Here is a 23,265-nt window from a genome sequence, read left to right as displayed (position 1 = left end):
CTCAGGCGCGCCGCGCCGCCAGCACCGCGTCGTACAGCTCCTTCTTCGACACCCCGGTCGCCTCGGCGACCTCGGCCGCCGCGGACTTGAGCCGCTCGCCTGCCGCCACGCGGGCCGACACCTCCGCCACCAGGTCCGTCACCGACACCGCCCGTGGCCGGGCGCCCTCCAGCACCACCGTGATCTCGCCGCGCACGCCGTCCGCCGCCCAGGCCGCCAGCTCGGGCAGCGTCCCGCGCCGCACCTCCTCGTACGTCTTCGTCAGCTCCCGGCACACCGCCGCCCGCCGCTCGTCACCCAGGGCGGCGGCCGCTTCGGTCAGCGTCGCGGCCAGCCGGTGCGGCGACTCGAAGAACACGACCGTCCGCGGCTCGGCCGCCAGCTCGCGGAACCAGCGCCCCTTCTCACCCGGCTTGCGCGGCGCGAAGCCCTCGAAGCAGAACCGGTCGCTGGGCAGCCCGGACAGCGCCAGCGCGGTCGTCACCGCCGACGGACCGGGCAGGCAGGTGACCGGCAGGTCCTCCTCGACGCACGCGGCGACCAGGCGGTACCCCGGATCGGACACGCTGGGCATGCCGGCGTCGGTGACCAGCACGACCGTCTCCCCGGCCCGCAGCGCCTCCAGCAGCTTCGGCAGCCGGGACGTCTCGACGTCCTCGTAGAAGCTGACCACCCGCCCGCGCGGCGTCACGTCCAGCGCGGTGGCCAGCGACCGCAGCCGCCGGGTGTCCTCGGCGGCGATCACGTCCGCCTCGGCCAGTGCGGTGACCAGGCGCGGCGAAGCGTCGCGGGAGTCACCGAGGGGGGTCGCGGCGAGGACGAGTGGCATGGCCTTCACCCTATTAGCCGCGCGGGAACTCCGAGTTCACCCGTGGGTCCCTAGGATCACCCCCGTGACCGCTCTGCTGACGCGACCGGACCAGGTGGACCACCTCCGCCCGCCGACGGACCGTGCCGCCACCCTGCTCGGACGGCCGATGCCGGCCGACCGGCTGGGTGGTCACGATCGTCCTGACGCTGGTCGCGGCGGTCACCCGCTTCCAGAACCTCGGCTCCCCCACCGACAAGGGCACCCCGGTCTTCGACGAGAAGCACTACGTGCCGCAGGCGTGGCAGATGCTGCGCAACGGCGGGTTCGAGGACAACGCGGGCTACGAGCTGGTGGTGCACCCGCCGCTGGCGAAGCAGCTGATCGCGCTCGGCGAGTGGATGTTCGGGTACAACGGCTGGGGCTGGCGCTTCAGCGCGGCCGTGGCGGGCACGATCATCGTGCTGCTGACCATCCGCATCGCGCGACGGCTGACCCGCTCGACGCTGCTCGGCGGCATCGCCGGGATACTCGTGATCTGCGACGGCGTGCTGTTCCTGCAGGCCAGGATGGGCATGCTGGACATCTTCATCGCCGTGTTCGCGCTGTCCGCGTTCGCGTGCCTGCTGTGCGACCGTGACCAGGTGCGGCGGCGGCTGGCGGTGGCGGTCGCCGAGGGCTGGGCGGACGAGTCGCCGTGGGGGCCGCGGCTGGGCTTCCGCTGGTGGCGGTTCGCGGCCGGGGTGTGCCTCGGCCTGACGTTCGCGGTCAAGTGGTCGGGCCTGTACTACATGGCGTTCTTCGGGCTGCTGTGCGTCGGGTTCGACGTGGCCGCTCGCCGGGCGGCGGGGGTGCCGCGGCCGTGGGCCGGGACGCTGCGCCGGGACGTGCTGCCCGCGTTGTGGGCCATCCTCGCCATCCCCGCGCTGATGTACGTGGCGAGCTGGTGGGCGTGGTTCGCGAGCGAGTCCGGCACCGACCGGCACTACACCGAACTGCAGGGCATCGACCCCGGGTTCTGGAGCTGGGTGCCGCCCGCGCTGCGGTCGCTGGGCGACTACTCGATGAACGTGCTGCACTTCCACGAAAGCCTGGTCACGCCGAAGGACGACCCGCACCCGTGGGAGTCGAAGCCGTGGACGTGGCCGATGGGCCTGCGGCCGATGCTCTACTACTACGAGTCGGGCAACGGCACGTGCGGCGCGTCGGACTGCATCCGGGCGACGATGCTGATCGGCACGCCCGCGACGTGGTGGCTCGCGATCCCGATGCTCGGGTGGGGCCTGTGGCGCTGGCTGTTCCGGTTCGACTGGCGCTACGCCGCCGTGCTGGTCGGCTACCTCGCCGGGTTCCTGCCGTGGTTCACGAACATCGACCGGCAGATGTACTTCTTCTACGCCACGCCGATGGCGCCGTTCCTGGCGCTCGGGCTGACCCTCGCGCTGGGCCAGATCCTGGGCAGCGCACGGCGCGGGTTCGAACGCCGCGGGACGGGGCTGCTGGTGGTGGCGCTGTACGTCGGCCTGGTAGTGGCGAACTTCGCGTGGCTGTGGCCCATCCTGAACGGCGACCCGATCAGCAACGCCCGCTGGCAGGCGGAGCTCTGGCTGCCGTCCTGGCGATGACCGGGTACCTCGACCGCGCCCGGGAGTCGTACGACCGGGTGGCGGAGGACTACGCCGAGTTCGTCCGCCCGCGGTTCGCGGCGGACGCGGTGGGCCGAGGGATGCTGAGCGCCTTCGCCGAGCTGGTGACCGGCCCGGTCGCCGACGTCGGCTGCGGACCCGGCCACGTGACGGCGCACCTCGCGGGACTCGGCACGCAAGCGTTTGGCGTCGACTTGTCACCCGGGATGGTCGAGATCGCCCGCCGGTCGTACCCGCAGCTGCGGTTCGAGGTGGGCTCGATGACGGCGCTCGAAGTGGCGGACGGGTCCCTGGGCGGGATCGTCGCGTGGTGGTCGATCTTCCACGTCCCGCCCGCCGTGCTGCCGAGCGTGTTCGCCGGCTTCGCCCGCGCGCTGGCGCCCGAAGGTCACGTGGTGATCGGCTTCCACGCCGGAAACGCCCAGCTGCAACCCGAGACGGCCTACGGCCACCCGGTGGACTACGACGCGTACCTGCTGCCGCCCGACCACGTCGCGAAGCTGCTGAAACGGGCCGGTTTCGACATCGCCGCCCGGGTGGAGCTGGAAGGCGCGAAGCACCCGCAGGCGATCCTGCTGGGCCGGAAGCACACCAGCCGGCGCTCCGCGCTACCCCACCGATAGCGACGCCACGACTCGGGGCGACGCACCGCCGCACACCCGGTCCCACGGAACCCGAGATCAGTGCGGCGGCACCGCCGCAGCGCACCAGCGCGATCCGCTTCGCTGGCCCGCCCAGAAGGACCCGCAGACAGCCGCTCGACGACAAGCGCACCACCGGCGCACCCCGCGTCACCGGCTAGTCCTGGGCACCCCCTGACCGGAAGCGCCCCATGCCCCATCCGGCACGACAAACCCCGGGTCAGCGCGGCGGCATCGCCCGCGTCGTGCCGCCGTGCCGTGGCACGATCCGCGTCACCGGCCCGTCCATCGACTTGCCCGCCCGGGACAGGAAGCCCTCCACCTCACGCACCACCGTGTGCAGCGTCGGGCGGCGGCGGGGTTCGTTGTCGAGCGAGGCGATCAGCAGCCGGGCGTGCGCGGACCGCTGCGGCAGCTTCGACACGGGCTCGGCGCGGGCCGCCGCCATCAGGGCCGCCATCGGCGTCTCGCGGGTGCCGCGCGGCGGGTAGCCGGACAGCGCGTAGCTCACGGTCGCCGCCAGCTGCCACGCGTCCGAGGCCGGGGACGCCGCCGCACCCGCGGCCTGCTCCGGGGCGACGAAGTCGGGCGTGCCGATCATCATCCCGGTCGCGGTCATCGTCGAGTCGCCGCGGCTGCGGGCGATGCCGAAATCGATCAGGTGCGGCATGCCCTGCGGGTCCAGGATCACGTTCGACGGCTTCACGTCGCGGTGCAGCACGCCCTTCTCGTGCGCGGCGGCCAGCGCGCCTGCCATCGTCGCCCACAGGCGGCCCGCCGCGACGTCGTCCAGCGGCCCCATCGTGTCCACCGCGGTGGCCAGCGACTGGCCCTCCAGGTACTCCATGACCAGGGCGAGCCCGTCCGGCTCCTCGACCAGGTCGTAGACCCGCACGCAGTTCGGGTGGTCGACCATCGCGAGCGCCCTCGCCTCGCGGCGCATGCGCTCCTCGGTGTCCCGGTCCGGCGCGTGGGCGATCTTCAGCGCGACCGTCCGGCCCAGCTGGTTGTCCACGGCCTGCCACACCGTGCCGAACCCGCCGTGGCCGAGGCGCTTGATCCGCCGGTACCGGCCGCCGCCGTTGGCCGTCGACCCGGGCGGCATCGGGACCGGACCGGGCGCCGCGGCCAGTTCCTGCGCGGCGGGCGCGACGGCCGTCGGCGCGTACTGCTTCGGCGGCTGTTGCTGTGGCGGCGGAGGTGGCGGCACCTGGGGCGGGGGCTCGCGCCGCGGCTCCGGGCGCGGCCGCTCCGGCTTGTTGATGACCGACCACGGCGGCGGCCCGACCAGGGCGATGGGGATGATTCCGAGCATCGCGATCGGGATGAACCCGAGCCACAGGAACACGCCCGCGTTGGCCGAGACGCCCACCGAGAACACCACGAACATCACGAACCCGACCCACAGCAGGCGGCCAGGCCACTTCGGCCCGCGGCGCATCGCGGTGCGGGCCTGGAGGATCATGAACAGCAGCGCGAGCAGCGGCAGCCCGACCAGCGCACCCAGGTAGTAGCCGTAGGCAAGCACGTTGCCGGAGGGGTAGAAGATCGTCTCGAAGATGTTCTGCCCGCCGCCGAGGTACTCGCTCTGCGTGCCGATGAACGAGCAGTACTCGCGGTTCAGCGTCGCCAGGTCGGCCTTCGACAGCGACGACGTGCCCTCGGCCGCGGCCCGGTAGATGCCCGAGATGCCGTTGAACGCCATCCACGGCAGCCCGAACGAGAACACGAACGCGATCACGCCGATGGCCGCGATCGTGCCGGTGTCGTACCGGTTGCCGGTGAACTTCCGCATGAGCGCGACGAGGACCGCGCCGACCACCGGGAACAAGGCGGTCAGCGCCCCCGCGGCCACCGTGGCCCACACCCAGTCACCGGGGCAGAACCCCGGGTTGAACAGGGCATGCGCGAGGGACAGCAGCCAGTCCGCGAACGCGTTCACCGCCCGGGTCCCTTCGTGTTCGGGGTCTTCTTCTGGTCTCCCACCCTATTCGCACCTTGGACGCGGCAGGTGCCGGGCGGGTTGCGGTCGCCCTGCGGAGTGAGACTTCCTCAGATGCCGGGCCGCCAGATGACCGGCGCCAGCCGCTCCGCTTCGACGCGCCACCGCTCCCGCCGGAAGCGCAGGACCAGCACCGACAGCAGAACGCTGCTGAGCACCGCGCCGGCGACGACGACCGCGACGACGCCGGTCAGCCCGCCCAGCACGACCGCGAGCAGGCCCAGCACCACCACCGCGGCGATGGCGACCTGGCCCTGGCTGTGCCACACCCACCGGCGTCCGGCGTCGAGCTCGGTCAGCAGCGCCTGTGCGCCGGTGGTGAGCCGGGCGTCGGGCACGTTCAGTTCGAGGATCCGGCGGGCCGCCCACGCGCACAAATCACGCTGGCGCGTCGAAGTCACCACGGGTAGCCCCTCTCTGGTCACGCTGCGTGCGGAAACAGTCAACGCTTCGAGCGCGTGCGCGAGCCGCAGACGCAGGTCCGCATCCGCCGGAGCGGCGGCGAGCTGCTGTTCGAGCGCTTGAACAGCGGACATCGGGTCGGTCTGTTCGGTCACGTGAATCTCCCAAAAGGAGTAACCCGGGCGGGGCGCCCAATGCTACCCTCAGTGCTCACTTCTGCACGAGCGGTTGATGAGGGGACAGTGATGCCGCCTCCTGGGGGCCAGCCGAGCTCGGCGCGTCTGGCGCTGCTCGCGGGCGTGGCGAACCTCGTCGTGCTCGGCGCGGTCGGCACCGCGCTGCTGCTCGTCCGCGACAGCGGCGACGGCGGTACGACCCAGCTGGCCACGGCCACGTCGAGCTCGGCCACGACGACCGCGAGCACGTCGAGCAGCCGCCGCACCTCGACGACGACCACGACGAGCAGTTCGGTGGCGCCGGGGAGCGAGGTGACCGGCCCGGCCGGGATCCGCACGGTCATCCCGGAGGGCTGGACCGTCGCGCCGACCCGGTCCGCGGGCAGCGTGCAGGCCACCGACCCCGCCGACAGCTCCCGCTACGTCCGCTACGGCGGCTCGGCCGTGCCGAACGCTTCGATCCTGGACTCCCACCTCGAAGCCGAAAGCGACTTCGCCGCCGCCCGGCCCGGCTACTCCCGTGTGGAGCTCGCCCAGACGACCATCCGCGGGTACGAGGCGATCGTGTGGGAGTTCGAGTGGACGGCGCCGGAGGGCAAGCGGCACGTGAAGGCCGAGTACTGGCGCGCCTCCGGCACCGAGTACTTCGTGTACGCCTCGTCGAAGGCCGCCGACTGGCCCGAGATGGTCCCGATCCTCACCGCCATGACGGAGAACGCGATCCCGTGACCGGAACGACGATGACCGCCTGGGCCGTCCCGGACCAGGTGCGGCCCCAGGATGACACGACGCGGTACCTGTGCGCGGCCGCGCACCTCGACTCCGGATACGCCGACCGGGCGATCCGCGAGTTCCTCACCGAACCGACCCGGCCGCTGCCGCATTCGCCCGGGTTCGACCCGGCGCGCGTGCTGGTGGAGGCGATCGCGTCGCGTGGCCGCCGCAAGCTGCGCGACGGCATCCTGGCGGTGCTGTTCGGCTTGTTCGTCTGGGCCTCGGGCCCGAGCGTGGTGCTGTTCACGTGGCTCCTGCTCGCGGTGGCGCTGGTGATCCCGTCGATCTGGCGCAGGGCGATCAACGTGGCGCTCAAGGCGGCGATCGTTGTCGTGCTCGGCACGTTCGCGCTGGCCGGTCTGCTGATCTACTTGATCGGGGCGATCGATCCGGAGGCCACCGAGGACTTCACCGGTGGCTACTACGGGGACTACTACGGTCCGCCCGCCGGCGACGAGGAGGTGTGGACCTACGTCTCGATAGCGCTGGTCGTGCTGATGCTCGCGGTCCTGGTGACCGACCGGCTGGTGGTGCGGTCGCTGCTGGTCGACCGGTTCGGCTACCGCGCCCGCAACCGGCCGCCAGCCGACCCGTTCACCACCGAGCGCCCGCTGCTCGGCCTGTGCCCGCCGCGGTTCGTGCGACAGCTGCACCGGTACCGGGACGCCGAGCAGACCCCGCAGGGCGCGGTGCCGTTGTTCGTGCACCGCGGGTACAACCCGTTCGTCGGCGCCGGGTTGCACCGCGAGTCCTGGTCGATGGCGTTGCCGCTGGACCGGCTGCCGGAGGACCACAAGCCGGACGGCACGCCGTTCGACGAGCTGACCACGCCGTTGCTGTACGAACGGGTCCGCGCGGCGATGGCTGTGCTGCAGGAGAGCGAGTCGCTGTCGCCGGACCGGCGGTTGCGTGAGCTGTCGATCCGGGAGGCCGTGTTCGCGTCGTCCGCGGAGCTGATCGACCACGTGACCCAGCCGGAGTCGGTGGTCTACCTGCGGGGCCTGGACCGGGCGCCGGAGCGGTACCTGCCGCCGGGCGAGGTCGCGGCGCTGCGCCAGCAGCCGCGTGAGTGGGCGCGCTACTACCTGTGTTTCCAGGTCGAGACGTGGGACCGGGACCTGGTGATGTCGAGCTACCTGCACGCGGCTGTCGACGCCAGCACCCTGTACCTGGAGTGGACGCCGTGCGTGCTGCCGCCGGTGCGGGACCGGTACCGCGCCGTGGACAAGCTGCCTGCCGGGGTGGCCGCCCCGATCGGGCAGGCGTTGCTGCGGTTGCTGCGGTTGCCGGTGACGATCTGGGGTCGCGCCAAGCACACGCTGCAGTGGATCCGGCCGCTGCGGCAGGACCACGGCCTGATCAACCCGGACGCGTACGGCTCGCTGCGGACGTTGCGTGAGATGGCGGCGGCCGACGATGTCGACAGTTATTTTCAGCTGGTCGACGTGGAGCGCTACGAGAAGATCCTGCACAGCAGGCTGATGCCCGCGATCAGCAGCATCCTGCGCGACTGCGGCTATTCGCCGGCCAGCTTCGAGCGCCAGGCCGCGACCGTGATCCACAAGGAGATCACCATCCACGGCGACAACTACGCACCCATCAACACCGGCGCCAACACCGGTTCGATGGACGGCGCGAACGTCCAGACGGCCAAGGGGGATTGAGAACATGACCGGCATCAACATCAGCGGCGGGAACTTCGGCCCGATCAACACGGGAACGAACAGCGGCTCGATGAGCGGCGCGAACATCAACCAGCAGCAGGCGCCGCTGGTCACGCTGCTGGAGCAGCTGCGTGCCGAGACGGCCGCGCTGGAGATCGCGGACCGGAAGGCGCTGGACCGGAACCTGACCGGCCTGCTGGAGGACGCGCGGAAGGCGCAGGATCCGGACACGGCCGAGGACGTGGAGCCCGAGGTGGTCCGCACCCGGTGGGAGAAGGTGAAGGGTCTGCTGTCCCAGGCGTCCGAGGTGAGCGGGACAGTGGCGCAGATCGGTGGGCATATTTCGGAACTCATCGGGGCCTTCTGAGGGGTTTGGCGGGGTTCTGGGGCGGCCTTCTGAGGCGGGGGTGTCTGAGGCCGGGCTTTTGAAGCGGCGCTTTCTGGGGCAGGGCCTCCCGGTGCGGGGTTGAGGCAGGACCCGCAGGGGCCGGGGTTTGAGGCGCGGCCATCAGGGGCGGGTTTGATGGCTGTCGGGCTATCTCGGCGGTCGAGCCTCTCTTGGCCGCCGGGGTCCCTTGGTCGTCGACGGGCTTCGCGCGGCACTCGTGACCGGCCCGACTCTGCTGGCGCCAGGCTGCCGGGCCGCGGCTGCGCATGAGCGCGGTGGTGCGAGCTGCGCGGGTGACGATTGAGCGTGGTGGAGCGCGCCAGGACGGCTGAGCGCTGGGCGCGGCGGGGGGGCCGGTTAAGCGCGGCCAGCTGTGATTGAGCGTAACGGCGCGGTCGTAGCGATCGCGGCAGCGCTGGCGCGGCGGGCGGCGCGGGGCGCTCGGGCACTCGGACTACTCGCCGCAGCGCGCGGCGGTCGGGCCCGCGCGAGGCGGTCGAGCACGCGGGCCCCTGAATCCAGCGCTGGACGCCTGGGCGCGCGGGGGTGGCACTCGGACCACTCGGCGCAACACGGGGAGTCGGGCACGTTGGCCTCTGGGTCCAACGCTGGGCTCCCGGGCCCACGCAGGGCGCTCGGGCACGCAGCCCCTTCTCGACGCAGAGCGGGGCGATCGCGCACGCGGACCACTCGGCGCAGCGCGGCTCCCGCGCGCGCAGGCCTCTAGGCCCGGTGCTGGGCGGTCGAGCGCGCGCACCGCTCGGTGCGGCGAGGGGCGGTCGGGCTGCACGGGCGCGGCGCGGGGTGGTCGGGCGGCGCTGGCCCAGCGAGGCGGGTGGCGTTGGGGCGGTCGGGGCGCTTGGATTGCGTCATGATGTGGGGCACGAGCTCGACGACGAGGAGGTCTGCCCCATGGGCCGTCACGTGGAGGAACACCAGCGCAGCCTTACCGATCCGGAAGGGTTCTGGCTCGCCGCGGCGAAAGCGATCGATTGGACCCGTGAGCCGTCGCGGGCGTTGGACTCCTCGGGGGCTCCCCTGTTCCGCTGGTTCCCGGACGGGGAGCTCAACACCGCCTACAACGCCCTCGACCGGCACGTCGAACGCGGGCGTGGGGAGCAGCCCGCCCTGATCTGGGACTCGCCGGTCACCGGGGGCAAACGGACCTACACCTACGCCCAGCTGCGGGACGAGGTCGCCCTGTTCGCCGGGGCCCTGCGGTCCCTCGGCGTCGGCAAGGGCGACCGGGTCATCGTCTACCTGCCGATGGTTCCCGAGGCCGCCGTGGCGATGCTCGCGTGTGCCCGGATCGGCGCCGTGCACTCCGTGGTCTTCGGCGGCTTCGCGCCCAAGGAACTCGCCGCCCGCATCGAGGACGCCAAGCCGAAGGTGATCGTCGCCGCGTCCTGCGGCATCGAACCGAACCGCGTGGTCGAGTACAAGCCGATCATCGACGAGGCGCTCGCCGCCACCGAGCACCAGCCGGACAAGGTCGTGGTGCTGCAACGCGACGCGGCGCAGGCGACGCTCGGCGAACGGGACGTCGACTGGCGGGAACTGGTCGCCGGGGCGAGCCCGGTCGACCCGGTGCCGGTCGCGGCCACCGACCCGCTCTACATCCTCTACACCTCCGGCACGACCGGGAAACCGAAGGGCGTCGTGCGTGACGCGGGCGGCCACGCGGTCGCGCTGGCGTACTCGATGCACGCGATCTACGACATCCAGCCCGGCGACATCTGGTGGACCGCCTCCGACGTCGGCTGGGTGGTCGGCCACTCCTACATCGTGTACGCGCCACTGCTGATCGGCGCCACGACCGTGATGTACGAGGGCAAGCCGGTCGGCACCCCGGACGCCGGCGCGTTCTGGCGCGTCATCAGCGAGCACAAGGTGAAGGCCCTGTTCACCGCTCCGACCGCGCTGCGGGCCATCAAACGCGTCGACCCGGACGCCACCGAGCTCGCGAAATACGACCTGTCGTCGTTCCGCACCCTGTTCATGGCCGGTGAGCGGCTCGACCCGGAGACCCTGAACTGGGCCGCCGACAAGCTGGGCGTGCCGGTGATCGACCACTGGTGGCAGACCGAGACCGGCTGGCCGATCGCGGCGAACCCGCGCGGGCTGGAACCGATGCCGGTGAAGCCGGGCTCGGCGACCGTCCCGGTGCCCGGCTACGACGTGCGGATCCTCGACCAGGCCGGCGACCCGCTGCCCGCCGGGCAGGAAGGCGCCATCTGCATCAAGCTGCCGATGCCGCCGGGCACCCTGCCGACCCTGTGGGGCGACGACGAGCGCTACGTGGAGGCGTACCTGTCGCGCTACGAGGGCTACTACCTCACCGGCGACTCGGGCTACTTCGACGAGGACGGGTACCTGTTCGTCATGGGCCGCACCGACGACGTCATCAACGTGGCCGGGCACCGGTTGTCGACCGGGTCGATGGAGGCCGTGCTGGCGGCGCACCCCGCGGTCGCCGAATGCGCGGTGATCGGCGTGCACGACTCGCTCAAGGGCCAGCTGCCGCGCGGCCTGGTGGTGCTCAAGTCCGGTGTGGACGTCGACGAGGAGACGCTGAAGGCGGAGCTGATCGCCGCCGTCCGGCGGGACATCGGCCCGGTGGCCGCGTTCCGCCAAGTGTCTGTTGTGGACGCTCTACCGAAGACGCGATCGGGCAAGATCCTCCGCAAGACCATGCGCGGACTCGCGGAAGGCCGGGACGAGCCGGTGCCGTCGACCATCGAAGATCCTTCGGTGCTCGACAAGCTGCGCGCGGTGCTGCGGGAGAGCTGACCGCGCAAGAGTCCACTTGAGACGGATGACGACGTTGGGCAGGGCGTTGATGTCCATACCGACAAGCTAGACCCGAGCACCGACAGAAAGCACTGTCCGGCCGGGGAATCGCCACCCGAACGAGTCGAATGCGGCGATTCACCCGGCCGGAGCAGTGGGGTGACAACCGGGGCATTGCGCGCACCGGAACACTGGTCTATACCTTTAGGGGACCCGCTCCCGATCCCCGCGGAGAGTGACCCATGCGCAGATCCCTGGCCGGCCTGCTCGGCGCCACCGCGCTCGCGCTGACCGCCCTCACCCAGCCCGCACTCGCCGGCGAACCCGCCACCGCGCCGGACACCCGCGCACTGGCGGACGTGATCCCCGTTCCGGTGTCGGCGATCGCCGACCCCAAGGCCGACTTCCGGCTGACCCCGGCCACCGCGATCGAGGCCGACCGCGGCGCCCGGCAGGTCGCCGACTACCTCGCCGGCCTGCTCCGCCCGTCGACCGGGTACCGCCTCCCGGTCGTCGAGCGCACCTCGGCGCCGTCGATCGCGCTCGAGCTCGGCCCGACCGCGCGGGTCGGCGACCAGGGCTACCAGCTCACGGTGACGAAGAAGGGCGTCACGCTGCGCGCGAACAGCGGCGACGGCCTGTTCGCCGGCGTGCAGACGCTGCGCCAGCTGCTGCCCGCGCAGGTCGAGTCGCGCCAGGTGGCGCGCGGCCCGTGGATCGTGCCTGGCGGGAAGATCGTGGACTACCCGCGCTTTGCCTACCGCGGCGCGATGCTCGACGTGGCACGGCACTTCTTCGCCGTCGACGAGGTGAAGCGCTACATCGACCAGATCGCGCAGTACAAGGTCAACCGGCTGCACCTGCACCTGGCGGACGACCAGGGCTGGCGGATCGAGATCAAGAGCTGGCCACGCCTGGCGACGTACGGCGGCAGCACCGAGGTCGGCGGCGGCCCCGGCGGCTACTACACGCAGGAGCAGTACAAGGACCTGGTGGCCTACGCCGCGTCCCGGCACATCACGGTGATCCCGGAGATCGACATGCCGGGCCACACCAACGCCGCGCTCGCATCGTACGCGGAGCTGAACTGCGACGGCGTCGCGCCGCCGCTGTACACCGGCATCGAGGTCGGGTTCAGCTCGCTGTGTGTGGACAAGGACATCACCTACGAGTTCCTGGACGACGTGATCGGCGAGCTGGCCGCCCTGACCCCGGGCCAGTACCTGCACATCGGCGGCGACGAGGCCCACGCCACGACCCCCGAGGACTACCAGAAGTTCATGGGCCAGGTGCTCCCGATCGTCGCCAAGCACGGCAAGCTGGCGCAGGGCTGGCACGAGATCGCGAAGGCCGATCCGCCGGTGTCCGCGGTGCCGCAGTTCTGGGACACCGACGGCGTCGACGCCGACACGGCGGCGGCCGCCGCGGCGGGCAACAAGATCGTGGTTTCACCTGCCGACAAGGCCTACCTCGACATGCAGTACAACGAGAACAGCCCGCTCGGCCTGCACTGGGCCGGGTACGTCGAGGTCGCCGACGCCTACGACTGGGACCCGTCGACGGCGGTGCAGGGCGTCGGCGAGGCGTCCGTCGCGGGTGTCGAGGCGCCGTTGTGGTCGGAAACCCTGACCGACAGCGACGACATCGAGTTCATGGCCTTCCCGCGGCTGCCCGGGATCGCGGAGATCGGGTGGTCGCCGAAGTCGACCCACGACTGGAACGACTACCGCGAGCGGCTGGCGCAGCAGGCCCCGCGGTGGGAGATCCAGGGGATCGACTTCTACCGCTCCCCGCAGGTCGACTGGCCGTAGCAGGCACGCGGGCCCGGCGCGTCCCCCGCGCCGGGCCCGCGGGTCAGTCCGAGGCTTCCCGGAGGCCAGCCCACGCGCCCGCCACGGGCGGCAGGGGCCCGAGCCCGTCCGGGTTTTTGACGGTGCGGATCGTCTGGACCAGGACACCTGGGCATTGATCCGGGCGAACAGCGGCATGAGCGTAGCGAGCACGCCGGCCACCGCACCGGCCCCGGTGAACCGCTCCGCCCACCGCGGGCGCCTTGCCACCGGCGTCGCCGATCATCTGCACGTCGGCGGCCAGCAGCGGCTCCAGGAACCACGGCCCGACGTACTCCTCCCGCCGGACCCGGGCCGAGCGCACCACGTCGATCGCGGCCACAGTTCATGGAACTCCTCGGCGCGATCCACCACGACCCGGTCTACCACGGCAGCGGTCCGTCCTCGGCGAAGAAGCCGGCCGTCGGTCCGTCCGGGCCGAGCGTGGCCAGCCGCACCACCCTGCGCGACGGTCAGGAACCCGGTGTAGTTGTTGCTGTCCGTGCCGACGTAGCCGGGCGCGACCGCGTTGACCAAGACGCCGTCCTTGCGCAGCTCGTTGGCGTACTGGACGGTCAGCGCGCACAGGGCGGTTTTGGACGGGCTGTACGCCGCGGACGGCAGCAGCGCCGCGAAGGGACCGTCCGGGTCGCTGGTCAGGGCCAGCGAGGCGGCATGGCTGCTGACGTTCACGATGCGTGGCGCCGGTGACTTCCGCAGCAGCGGCAGCACCAACATCGTCACCGCGATCACGCCGAACAGGTCGGTCTCGAACACCGCGCGGACCATGTCCAGGTCGACCGTGCTGGGGATCTGGTCGTGCGCGTCCGCCGGGTCGACCTGCCGGATCCGGTGATGCCGGCGTTGTTGACCAGCATAGGAGCTGATGCTGGGCGAACAGCAGACGGTCGCGCCGGTCACCGAAGCGAACAAGGGGGATCGGGCGTGGCGTGGCCGAACAACTGGCCGCGCTCGGCATGACCGTCCTGGTCAGTGCTGCGGGTGTGTGCTCGGCACCCGAGACGAGACAGCCGCTCCCCTTGTGACATCCGGTCGAGTAGACAGCGTCTACAGATCTTGGTACACAGGTGGCCATCAGGTGAACACCGGATGTCGGAGAGCTGAATGGGCTATCAGAGGTTCGTCGCCCTCGGCGACAGTTGCGCGGAAGGCCTGCACGACCCGTACCCGGGCACCGACGTCTACCGGGGCTGGGCCGACCTGGCCGCGGCCACGCTCGCCCAGCACGAGCCCGCCTTCCGGTACGCCAACCTGGCCGTCCGCGGCCGCCGCCTCGACCAGATCATCGTCGAGCAGATCCCCGCGGCTCTGGACCTCAAGCCCGACCTCGTCGCGCTCTTCGGCGGCGCGAACGACGTCATGACCCGCACCTACCGCGCCGAGGTCGTCGCGAAGCGGGTGGACGCGGCCATCCGCATGCTCACCCGCGCCGCGCCCACCGTCGTCGTCTTCACGCTCAGCGACGTCTCCGGGCGCGTGCCGGGCCTGCTGCGCATCCGCCACCGCCTGGAAGCCCTCAACGAGGCCATCCACGCGTCCGCGGCGAAGCACGGCGCCGAGGTGGTCGACCTGTGGGGCGAGGAAGCCGTGCACGATCTGCGCTACTTCGGCCCGGACCGGCTGCACCTGTCCGAGTACGGCCACCGCAGGCTGGCCGCGCACCTGCTCACGACCCTCGGCGTCGACTACGACCCGGCCTGGCTGGAGCCCCTGCCCGGCGACCCGGTCCGCCCCGGCCTGCGCGCGCACGCCGGCTGGGTGTGGCGCGAGGTCCTGCCGGTGGTGGTCACCCGCACGCGCAACTGGTTCACCGGCCGGTCGCCCGGCGACGGTTTCGCGCCGAAGCGCCCCGATCTGCTCCCCGTCATCGCCGACGAGCTGGCGTCGTGGAAAACGATCCCCGGCAGCGCCTGATCGACAGCGCCGTCGCCGTCCTGACCAGCGAGGGTGTCGAGGCCGTCACCCTGCGGCGGATCGCGCGCGAGGCGGGCGTCTCGCACGGCGCGCCACTGCGGCACTTCGCCGGGCGGGCCGAGCTGCTCGCCGCGGTCGCCGCGACCGGCTTCGCGGAGCTGCACGAGCGTGCGGCCGCCCTGCCGGAGGGCAATCCGCAGCAACGGCTGCTGACCGCGTGCCGCCGCTACCTCGACTTCGCGCTGGCGAACCCGGCCATGTTCGAGCTGATGTTCCGGCCGGACCTGATCGACGTGCGGGAACCCGAGCTGGCCCGGCTGTCCGGCGCGGTGTTCGAGCAGTTCCTGGACCTGGTGACCCGGGCGCAGGCGGTCGGCTGGCGGCGGGGCACGGCTTCGCGTCCGCTCGCCGCGTCGCTGTGGGCGTCGCTGCACGGGCTCGCCGCGCTGTGGCTGCGCGGCGGGTTGCCGTCGGCCGCCGAGTCCTCCGACGTCGAGCAGACGCTGGCCGTCACGCTCAACACCTACCTGCGCTCCTGACACGCGGCGGCGATCCGCCGGTACGCCGCCTCCACGTGCTCGGCACGCGTGGCCGGTGAGCCCACCGCGAGGCGCAGCAGCACGTGCCCGTTCGCCTTGGTGTGGCTCACGAACAGCTCGCCCGACGCGTTGAGCCGTTCCATCACGGCGAGGGTTTCGGCGTCGGGGTCGGGAACGGACGACGGCCACCGGGGCCGGAAGCACACCAGCCCGAACGGGTGCCCCGGGTGCAGCTCGAACCGGTCGTCGGCGTCGATCAGCCGGGCGAACCGCGCGGCCAGCTCGACGCAGGTCCGGATGTGCGCACGCAGCCCTTCCGCGCCGTACCAGCGGATCACCGACCACAGCTTCAGCGCCCGGAACCGCCGCCCGAGCGGGACCTGCCAGTCCCGGTAGTCGATCACCTCGCCGGACTCCGTCGCCGTGTTGCGCAGGTATTCCGGCAGGATCGACAACGCGTCGATCATCGGCCGCCGGTCCCGCACCCACAGCACGCCGCAGTCGAAGTTGGTGAGCAGCCACTTGTGCGGGTTCGTCGCGTACGAGTCCGCGTACGCAGCCACTCCGTCGTTGATCCACCGCAGCTCCGGGCACACCGCGGCCGATCCGGCGTAGGCCGCGTCCACGTGCAGCCACACGCCGGCCTCGCGGCACACCGCCCCGATCTCCGCGACCGGGTCGATCGCCGTGGTGGACGTCGTCCCGATCGTCGCGCACACCAGCACCGGCACCGCGCCCGCGGCGACGTCCTCGGCGATCATGCGCCGCAGCTCGGCGACGTCCATCGCGAGCGTCACCGGATCCACCGGCACCGCCCGGACGTTCTCGCCACCGAGACCGGCGATGCGCCCGGCCCGCTGCAACGACGAGTGCGTCTCGGTGGAGACGTACATCCGGTAGGTGTCCGCCACGCCGTGGTCGCGGATCTTCCCGCCGCTCGCCCGGTGCAGCGCGGCGAGCAACGCCACCAGCGCCGCGCTCGACGCCGAGTCCTGGATGACCCCGCCACCAGCGCCGTCGGTGCGGAACTCCGCGGGCAGCCCGAGCAGCTCGGCGAGCCAGTCGACCACGACGGTCTCCAGCTCGGTGCACGCCGGGCTCGTCGCCCACACCATCCCCTGCACGCCGAGGCCGCTGGACAGCAGGTCGCCGAGGATCGCCGGACCGGACGCGTTGGCCGGGAAGTAGGCGAAGAAGTCCGGGTGCTGCCAGTGCGTGATGCCCGGCATGATCACGCGGTCCAGGTCGCCGAGCAGGTCCTCGAACGACTCACCCCGCTCCGGCGGGTGCGCCGGCAGCCGATCGCGCACCTCGCCCGGCGCGAGCGGCGAGCGCACCGGCCGGTCCTCGATCGTGCTCAGGTAGTCGGCGACCCAGTCGACGACCTGCTTGCCGTAGCGCCGGAACTCCTCCGGCGTCATGTGCCCCGTCATATCCCCGAGTCAACCGCGCCACGCCTTCTCGCGCAGCAACCGCAAGCCGTTGAGCGCCACCAGGACCGTCGAGCCCTCGTGACCGGCGACGCCGAGCGGCAGTGGCAGCTCGCCGAACAGGTCCCAGAGCACCAGCCCGACGATGAACCCGCCCGCGATCGCGAGGTTGGCCAGCACGAGCCGCCGCGCGCGGCGGGCCAGTGCGACGACGGCGGGGATCGCCGTCAGCTCGTCCCGCACGACGACCGCGTCGGCGGTCTCCAGCGCCAGATCCGATCCGGCCCGGCCCATCGCGATGCCGGTGTTGGCCGCGGCCAGCGCGGGCGCGTCGTTGACGCCGTCGCCGACCAGCAGGACCCGCTCGCCGAGTTCCCGGACAGCGGCGACCTTGTCCTGCGGCAGCAGACCGGCCCGCACGTCGGTGATGCCGACCTCGTCCGCCACCCGCGCCGCCGCCCGCGGGTTGTCCCCGGTCAGCAGCACGGGGGAAGCCCAGCTCAGCGCGGTCACCGCGGCGCGCGCGTCCGGGCGCACGCGGTCGGCGAGCCCGAGCACACCGGCCGGTTCGCCGTCCACCCGGACCAGCACCGCGGTCCGCCCGTCCGCCTCGGCCTCGCGCACCACCTCGCCGTCGTCCCGGCCGACGAACACCTGCCGCCCGTCGACCACCGCGCGCACGCCCCGGCCGGGCTCGGCACGGAAGTCCCGCGCCTGCGGCACCCGGTCCGCGGCCGCGACGATCGCCCGCCCCAGCGGGTGCTCACTCGCCTGCTCGGCAGCCGCGGCGAAGCGCAGAACGTCCTTTTCGGACATCCCGAGTGGACGGACCTCGACCACGCGCGGCGCGCCCGCGGTCAGGGTTCCGGTCTTGTCGAACGCGACGCGTTCCGTCGTGCCGAGCCGTTCGAGCACCACGGCCGACTTGACCAGCACCCCGTGCCGCCCGGCGTTGGCGATGGCGGACAGCAGCGGCGGCATGGTCGCGAGCACCACCGCGCACGGCGAGGCGACGATCATGAACGTCATGGCGCGCAGCAGCGTTTCCTGCAGCCCCGCGCCGAAGACCAGCGGCACCAGGAACAACGCCAGCGTCGCCGCCACGACCCCGACCGAGTACCGCTGCTCGATCTTCTCGATGAACAGCTGGGTCTTCGCCTTGGTCGCCGACGCCTCCTCGACCATCGCGACGATCCGCGCCAGCACGGTGTCCGACGAATCGCGCGTGACCCGGACCCGCAGCACTCCGGTTCCGTTCAGGGTGCCCGCGAACACCTCGTCGCCGACGGCCTTCGGCACCGGCATCGACTCGCCGGTGATCGACGACTGGTCCACCTCGCTCGCGCCGTCCAGCACGACGCCGTCCCCGCCGATGCGCTCCCCCGGCCGGACCACGAACTCGTCGCCGACTTCGTAGGTGTCGGCCTCGCCGGTCAGGTCGAGGAGGCTGCGCACCGAATCCGCGGTGCGTTGGGTGGCGACCGCCTCCAGCGCGCCGGAGGTCGCGAAGATGACGATCAGCAGGCCGCCGTCGAGGACCTGCCCGATCGCCGCGGCGCCGACGGCGGCCACGACCATCAGCAGGTCGACGTCCAGTGTCCGCTCGCGCAGCGCCCGCAGGCCCGCCAGCAGCGGCTCCCACCCGCCCGCGGCGTAACAGCCCAGGTAGAGGGTCCAGTACAGCCAGGCGGGGCCGCCGCCGAGATCGGCCGCGAGCCCGGCCAGGAACAACACCAGCGCGGCCAGCGCCCACCGGACCTCGGGCAGCAGCAGCCGGCGCGCGGGACGGACCGCGGCCGCTCTGTCGATCACTTGCACCACGTGCCGGAGCATACCCGAACACATGAAGACGTCTACATGTGTTCTTCGACTAGAATCGTCTCGTGGGTCACGGAGTCGACAGCAAGGACAGGCGGGCGGCGTCGCTGGACGCGCAGAGCGCGGCGACCGTCGCCGCGACCCTGCAGGCTCTGGCCACCCCCAGCCGCCTGCTGATGCTCTCCCGGCTGCGGCAGGGGCCGTGCGCGGTCGGCGAGCTGGCCGAGGCGGTCGGCATGGAGCAGTCCGCGGTCAGCCACCAGCTCCGGCTGCTGCGCAACCTCGGCCTGGTCACCGGGCAGCGCGCGGGCCGCAGCATCGTCTACAGCCTCTACGACAACCACGTCGCCCAGCTCCTCGACGAAGCCGTGTACCACATCGAGCACCTCCGGCTCGGAGTCCCGGACAGCACCACGGCCTGACTGGCAAAGTGGTGGCGTGACGAATCCCGTGGTGGATCTGCGGCCGCCCGCGAACCTGGTCAGCCGGAAGGCCGTGCTGTTCTGGGCCACGCGTGCGGCGATCGGCTGGGTCGTCGTGCTCGCCGGCGAGGGCGTGTGGCTGGGACTGACCGGCTGGTCCCCGCTGGTCGTCGCGCTCGTCGTGACCGCGGTGGTCGCGATAGCGCACCTCGCCGTCATGCCGCAGTGGCGCTTCCGCGTGCACCGCTGGGAGACCACGCCCCAGGTCGTCTACACGCAGTCCGGCTGGATCAACCAGGAGCGCCGCATCGCGCCGGTGTCCCGGATCCAGACCGTCGACACCGAACGCGGCCCGCTGGAGCGGTTGTTCGGGCTGGCGAACCTGACCGTCACCACGGCGTCGGCGCGCGGACCGGTCCAGATCCACGGCCTCGACATCGAGGTGGCGCAGCGCCTCACCCAGGAGCTCGCCACCCAGACGCAGGCCACGCCAGGGGACGCGACGTGAGCGAGGACTGGCAGCGGCTCAGCGCGCGCATGCTCGCGGTCCACCCGGTGCAGGAGGTCGTGCGGCTGCTGCCGGTGCTGATCGGCGTGCTGTTCATCGGCCGCGGCGGCCAGGGGCAGATCTGGAGCCTCGTCGGCCTCGGGCTGGCGATCGCGGCCGGGCTGCTGCGCTGGTTCACCACGACCTACCAGATCACCGCCGAGCACGTGCGCGTGCGGCGCGGCCTGCTCAGCCGCAAGGAACTGTCCGTGCCGCGCGACCGGATCCGCACGGTCGACCTGACTTCCCGTCCGCTGCAACGGATCCTCGGGCTGAGCCGGGTCGTGATCGGCACCGGCCGCGGCGACTGGCAGGGCGCGATGGGCGTCACGCTGGACTCGCTGGCGACCGCGGATGCCGCGCGGTTGCGTGAAGAACTGCTGCACCGCCGCACCGAGCAGACCGAGGGCCTGGTGGACGTCCTGGCCGAGCTGCGGCCGGCATGGGTGCGGTTCGGGCCGTTCACGCTGTCCGGCATCGCCGCGATCGGTGTGGTCGTCGGCTCACTGGCCAACCTGTTCAACGAGGTGCGCATCGACGAGGACGACTTCGGGATGCTGCAGTCGCTCGTCGGCCGGGTCGCGTCGACCCCGGTGTGGGTCATCGTGATCGTGCTGCTGGTGCTGACCGTCGTGCTGGTGTCGGTGCTGTCGGTGATCGCGTACGTGCTGGCGTTCTGGAACTTCCGGCTCGCCCGCGGCGAAGGCACGCTGCGCGTGACGCGCGGCCTGCTCACCACCCGCCAGACCACGATCGAACTGCGCCGCCTGCGCGGAGCCGAGATCAGTGAACCGTTGCTGCTGCGGGCAGCCCGCGGGGCGCGCTGCTCGGCGATCACCACCGGGTTGCGTGGCGAGCACAGCGGTTCCGTGCTGCTGCCGCCCGCCCCGCGCGCGGTGGCGCACCGCGTGGCCGGCGACGTCCTGGAGGATCCGGCGACCGCCACGGCCGAACTGGTCCAGCACGGCCCGCGCGCCCGCCTGCGACGGCACACGCGGGCGTTCCTGTTCGCGGCGGCCGTGACCGGGCTGTTCGCCCTGCTGTGGTGGTTCGCGGACTGGCCCGCCTGGCTGTGGCAGGTCGCGCTGGCGCTGTTCCCGGTCGGCGCGTTGCTGGCCGAGGACCGCTACCGCAACCTGGGGCACGCGCTGATCGGCGGCAACCTGGTGTTCCGGCAGGGCAGCCTGGTGCGGCGGCGGCAGGTGCTCGCGACCGAGGGCGTGATCGGCTGGGTGTTCCACCGGTCGTTCTTCCAGCGGCGGGCCGGGCTGATCTCGCTGACCGCGACCACGGCGGCCGGGCGTCAGCACTACACCGGCATCGACGTCCCGGCCGCGGAAGCCGTCGCGCTCGCCGACGCCGCGGAACCCGGTCTGCTGGAGCCGTTCCTGGTCCGGCGGTAGGGACAACCCGACCGGCGATCTGCCGGTGCACCGCAGTGATCTCGTTGCCGCGCGGGCGAAAACTCGTGGCATGACTGCTTCGGCGCGGATCCGCCCGCCGCTCGTCGGACTCGGGCTCGTCACTGTCGCCTTCCTCGCCTACACGCTGCCGCCCTACCTCGGGCTGGACCCGGCGCGGTCCCGCGTGCCGACCCGGTCCGGCACGTGGTTCCACTACCCGCTGCTGGTGACGCACATCTTCCTGGGCACGGCGGTGCTCGTGACCGCCGTGCTGCAACTGTGGCCGTGGCTGCGGCAGAGGCACCCCAAGGTGCACCGGTGGAGCGGCCGGCTCTACGTGTTCGCGGCCATCCCGGCCGGCCTCGCGGCGCTCGCGGTGGCGCCGCTGGGAGCGGCCGGGCTGAACCAGCGCGCGGCGAACACGATGCTGGCGCTGCTGTGGCTCGGCACGACGGTGGCGGGTTACGTGACGGCCCGGCGGCGGCGGTACGCGCAGCACCGCGAGTGGATGGTGCGCAGCTTCGCGCTGTGCTTCTCCATCGTGGTCAACCGCCTGTGGACGACGGTGTGCGTGGCCGTGTTCGTGCCCGACCCGTCCGACGCGGTGGCCCTCCAGCAGGCGATCGGCGTCGGGACGTGGATGAGCTGGCTGGTGAACCTGCTGATCGCGGAGTGGTGGCTGCAGCACACGCGGCACCGCCGCAAGACCCGCCGCGCGACGCTCAGCTCTCCCGTGCCAGCCGGAACGTGAGGCGCAGATCCGCGACCCACTCCGCCGGGATCTCCCATGGGATGAAGTGCCCGCCGCGCTCGTGGGCGCGCACGTTGACCAGGTTGTACCAACCACCCCGCTCGCTCGCCACGAAGTTCCGCACCCGCTCGCCGGGCGTCGACACTCCCGGCGGGTTTTCGTGGTTCACGAGGGTGAGCCCGGTCGGCGCCTCGACCACCGGTTGCCGGTCGTGCGACGGCGTCCACGGGTAGCGGTTGTTGTTGGCGTATGTGCGGATCGAGGTGCCGATCGTGTTCGTCACCCAGTAGATCGTCGCGTGGGTGAGCAGGTCGTCCTTGCGGTACACGGTCTCCGGCGAGCTCCACTTGAGCCACCGCTGCAGGATCCACGCGAGCATCCCGGCAGGCGAGTCCGTCAGTCCGAACGACAGCGTGCTCGGCTCCAGCACGTGCGCGGTGAGGTGCACGGCGAACCGCCGCTCCAGCTCCAGAACCCGCGCGTGCGCGTCGGCGGGCAGGCCGGGCGGGATCGGCTGCCCACCGGTGATGTCCCACGCGCGCTCGCCGTTGAACATGCTCAGCTTCTGCCCGGATCCGATGTGGATGCCGTACAGCGCATCCGCGTGCTTGTGCCCGAGCTGCCCGGCGATCAGCGCACCGACGTCACACCCGCCGACGGCGTACTTGCCGAAACTGAGCACCCCGGTCATCAGCTCGTGGAAGATGTCGGCCATCTTCCAGTAGTTCAGGTCCGCGCGCGGCAGCGGCGACGAGAACCCGAAACCGGGCAGCGACGGCACGATCACGTCGAACGATTCCCCGTCGGGTTCGGCGAGCGCGTCGACCACCTTCGACCAGTGCCAGAACGTCCACGGCCACCCGTGCAGCAGGATCAGCGGCGTCGGGGCCGGGCCGGTGCCCGGCTTGCGCATGAAGTGCACGGGCACGCCGCCGACCTCGACGCGGTAGTGGTCGTAGGCGTTCATCGCCGCCTCGGCCGCCCGCCAGTCGTAACCGGACCGCCAGTGCTCGACGAGTTCCTGGAGCAGCGCGCGGTTCACGCCGTAGGCGGAGTCCTCGTTGCCGAGGTCGTCCGGCCAGCGGGTCAGCTCCAGCCGCCGCCGGAGGTCGTCGAGCACCTCGTCGGGCACGTGGATGGGCGTCGGTTTCACTGTTCCCCCAGTTCTACGAGTTGCAGGAGGGCGGGCAGGGCGGCGGCGATGGCGGCCCGCTCCGTACGCGGCAGCTGATCGGCCAGCCGCTCCAGATGCTTCGGTTTCCCGCCAAGTCGCGGGTCCCAGCCAACACCAAAATCCGCC

The 23,265-nt window shown here is 71.9% G+C and carries 19 protein-coding genes and 1 pseudogene; 13 read left to right on the top strand and 7 right to left on the bottom strand.

Going from position 1 to position 23,265, the window contains the following annotated elements; all coding sequences use genetic code 11:
• Nucleotide 1 precedes the first annotated feature (1 nt).
• The gene (rsmI, locus tag AMYTH_RS0134115; protein ID WP_037322906.1) at nt 2-829 is read right to left on the bottom strand and encodes a 16S rRNA (cytidine(1402)-2'-O)-methyltransferase; all 828 of its coding nucleotides are present in this window, start codon (nt 827-829) and stop codon (nt 2-4) included.
• Between the two features lie 64 nt (nt 830-893).
• On the opposite strand from rsmI, the pseudogene AMYTH_RS46285 reads away from it, so the two are divergent.
• Nucleotides 894-2,433, top strand: a pseudogene (locus AMYTH_RS46285) (dolichyl-phosphate-mannose--protein mannosyltransferase).
• The gene (locus AMYTH_RS0134105) at nt 2,430-3,077 is read left to right on the top strand and encodes a class I SAM-dependent DNA methyltransferase (RefSeq protein ID WP_027933985.1); all 648 of its coding nucleotides are present in this window, start codon (nt 2,430-2,432) and stop codon (nt 3,075-3,077) included. The pseudogene AMYTH_RS46285 and the gene AMYTH_RS0134105 overlap by 4 nt, the downstream one beginning before the upstream one ends.
• Before the next feature lie 238 nt (nt 3,078-3,315).
• On the opposite strand, the gene AMYTH_RS0134100 is transcribed toward AMYTH_RS0134105, so the two are convergent.
• Together AMYTH_RS0134100 and AMYTH_RS0134095 are read right to left on the bottom strand one after the other, a co-directional pair.
• Nucleotides 3,316-5,037: a serine/threonine-protein kinase gene (locus AMYTH_RS0134100; protein WP_027933984.1), complete on the bottom strand. Its 1,722-nt coding sequence runs from the start codon at nt 5,035-5,037 to the stop codon at nt 3,316-3,318.
• A gap of 110 nt (nt 5,038-5,147) precedes the next feature.
• On the bottom strand, nt 5,148-5,654 hold the full coding sequence (locus AMYTH_RS0134095; RefSeq protein WP_051362903.1) for a hypothetical protein: 507 nt from the start codon (nt 5,652-5,654) through the stop codon (nt 5,148-5,150).
• Nucleotides 5,655-5,744: 90 nt separating this feature from the next.
• On the opposite strand from AMYTH_RS0134095, the gene AMYTH_RS46280 reads away from it, so the two are divergent.
• From AMYTH_RS46280 to AMYTH_RS0134070, 5 genes are all read left to right on the top strand, one after another.
• On the top strand, nt 5,745-6,404 hold the full coding sequence (locus AMYTH_RS46280) for a hypothetical protein (protein ID WP_228685066.1): 660 nt from the start codon (nt 5,745-5,747) through the stop codon (nt 6,402-6,404).
• Nucleotides 6,401-8,113, top strand: coding sequence for a hypothetical protein (locus AMYTH_RS0134085; RefSeq protein ID WP_027933981.1), 1,713 nt, complete (start codon nt 6,401-6,403; stop codon nt 8,111-8,113). The genes AMYTH_RS46280 and AMYTH_RS0134085 overlap by 4 nt, the downstream gene beginning before the upstream one ends.
• A 4-nt stretch (nt 8,114-8,117) precedes the next feature.
• Nucleotides 8,118-8,480: a hypothetical protein gene (locus AMYTH_RS0134080; protein WP_027933980.1), complete on the top strand. Its 363-nt coding sequence runs from the start codon at nt 8,118-8,120 to the stop codon at nt 8,478-8,480.
• Nucleotides 8,481-9,413: 933 nt separating this feature from the next.
• Complete coding sequence (locus AMYTH_RS0134075) at nt 9,414-11,291, top strand: propionyl-CoA synthetase (protein ID WP_027933979.1); 1,878 nt, start codon at nt 9,414-9,416, stop codon at nt 11,289-11,291.
• A gap of 242 nt (nt 11,292-11,533) precedes the next feature.
• Nucleotides 11,534-13,102, top strand: a complete 1,569-nt coding sequence (locus AMYTH_RS0134070; protein WP_027933978.1) for a beta-N-acetylhexosaminidase — start codon at nt 11,534-11,536, stop codon at nt 13,100-13,102.
• 261 nt (nt 13,103-13,363) lie between these two features.
• Here the strand turns inward: AMYTH_RS0134070 and AMYTH_RS46270 are convergent, their stop codons facing one another.
• Nucleotides 13,364-14,041, bottom strand: coding sequence for an SDR family NAD(P)-dependent oxidoreductase (locus AMYTH_RS46270; protein WP_228685064.1), 678 nt, complete (start codon nt 14,039-14,041; stop codon nt 13,364-13,366).
• Nucleotides 14,042-14,245: 204 nt separating this feature from the next.
• Between AMYTH_RS46270 and AMYTH_RS0134055 the strand changes: the two genes are divergently transcribed.
• On the top strand, nt 14,246-15,055 hold the full coding sequence (locus AMYTH_RS0134055) for an SGNH/GDSL hydrolase family protein (protein ID WP_027933977.1): 810 nt from the start codon (nt 14,246-14,248) through the stop codon (nt 15,053-15,055).
• The gene (locus AMYTH_RS0134050; protein ID WP_027933976.1) at nt 15,028-15,594 is read left to right on the top strand and encodes a TetR/AcrR family transcriptional regulator; all 567 of its coding nucleotides are present in this window, start codon (nt 15,028-15,030) and stop codon (nt 15,592-15,594) included. The genes AMYTH_RS0134055 and AMYTH_RS0134050 overlap by 28 nt, the downstream gene beginning before the upstream one ends.
• Here AMYTH_RS0134050 and AMYTH_RS0134045 read toward each other — a convergent pair.
• Nucleotides 15,579-17,015: an aminotransferase class V-fold PLP-dependent enzyme gene (locus AMYTH_RS0134045; RefSeq protein WP_027933975.1), complete on the bottom strand. Its 1,437-nt coding sequence runs from the start codon at nt 17,013-17,015 to the stop codon at nt 15,579-15,581. The two genes, AMYTH_RS0134050 and AMYTH_RS0134045, sit on opposite strands and share 16 nt — an antisense overlap.
• Before the next feature lie 21 nt (nt 17,016-17,036).
• Nucleotides 17,037-18,836 (bottom strand): heavy metal translocating P-type ATPase, encoded by a 1,800-nt coding sequence (locus AMYTH_RS0134040; RefSeq protein ID WP_027933974.1) that lies wholly within the window; start codon nt 18,834-18,836, stop codon nt 17,037-17,039.
• 71 nt (nt 18,837-18,907) lie between these two features.
• On the opposite strand from AMYTH_RS0134040, the gene AMYTH_RS0134035 reads away from it, so the two are divergent.
• From AMYTH_RS0134035 to AMYTH_RS0134020, 4 genes are all read left to right on the top strand, one after another.
• Entirely contained in the window at nt 18,908-19,264 is a 357-nt protein-coding gene (locus tag AMYTH_RS0134035; RefSeq protein ID WP_027933973.1) for an ArsR/SmtB family transcription factor, read from the top strand.
• Between the two features lie 16 nt (nt 19,265-19,280).
• On the top strand, nt 19,281-19,772 hold the full coding sequence (locus AMYTH_RS0134030; RefSeq protein ID WP_228685062.1) for a PH domain-containing protein: 492 nt from the start codon (nt 19,281-19,283) through the stop codon (nt 19,770-19,772).
• Nucleotides 19,769-21,214 carry a PH domain-containing protein gene (locus AMYTH_RS0134025; RefSeq protein WP_027933972.1) on the top strand — a complete coding sequence of 482 codons (1,446 nt, stop codon included), beginning with the start codon at nt 19,769-19,771 and terminating at the stop codon, nt 21,212-21,214. The genes AMYTH_RS0134030 and AMYTH_RS0134025 overlap by 4 nt, the downstream gene beginning before the upstream one ends.
• Nucleotides 21,215-21,284: 70 nt before the next feature.
• Nucleotides 21,285-21,965 carry a DUF2306 domain-containing protein gene (locus AMYTH_RS0134020; protein WP_027933971.1) on the top strand — a complete coding sequence of 227 codons (681 nt, stop codon included), beginning with the start codon at nt 21,285-21,287 and terminating at the stop codon, nt 21,963-21,965.
• Here AMYTH_RS0134020 and AMYTH_RS0134015 read toward each other — a convergent pair.
• The gene (locus tag AMYTH_RS0134015; protein ID WP_027933970.1) at nt 21,937-23,118 is read right to left on the bottom strand and encodes an epoxide hydrolase family protein; all 1,182 of its coding nucleotides are present in this window, start codon (nt 23,116-23,118) and stop codon (nt 21,937-21,939) included. The genes AMYTH_RS0134020 and AMYTH_RS0134015 overlap by 29 nt on opposite strands.
• Between the last annotated feature and the right edge of the window lie 147 nt (nt 23,119-23,265).

This window comes from Amycolatopsis thermoflava N1165, from assembly GCF_000473265.1.
GTDB lineage: Bacteria > Actinomycetota > Actinomycetes > Mycobacteriales > Pseudonocardiaceae > Amycolatopsis_E > Amycolatopsis_E thermoflava.
Note: the sequence above shows the minus strand (reverse complement) of the source record. Positions and strands in the feature narration are given on the sequence as shown.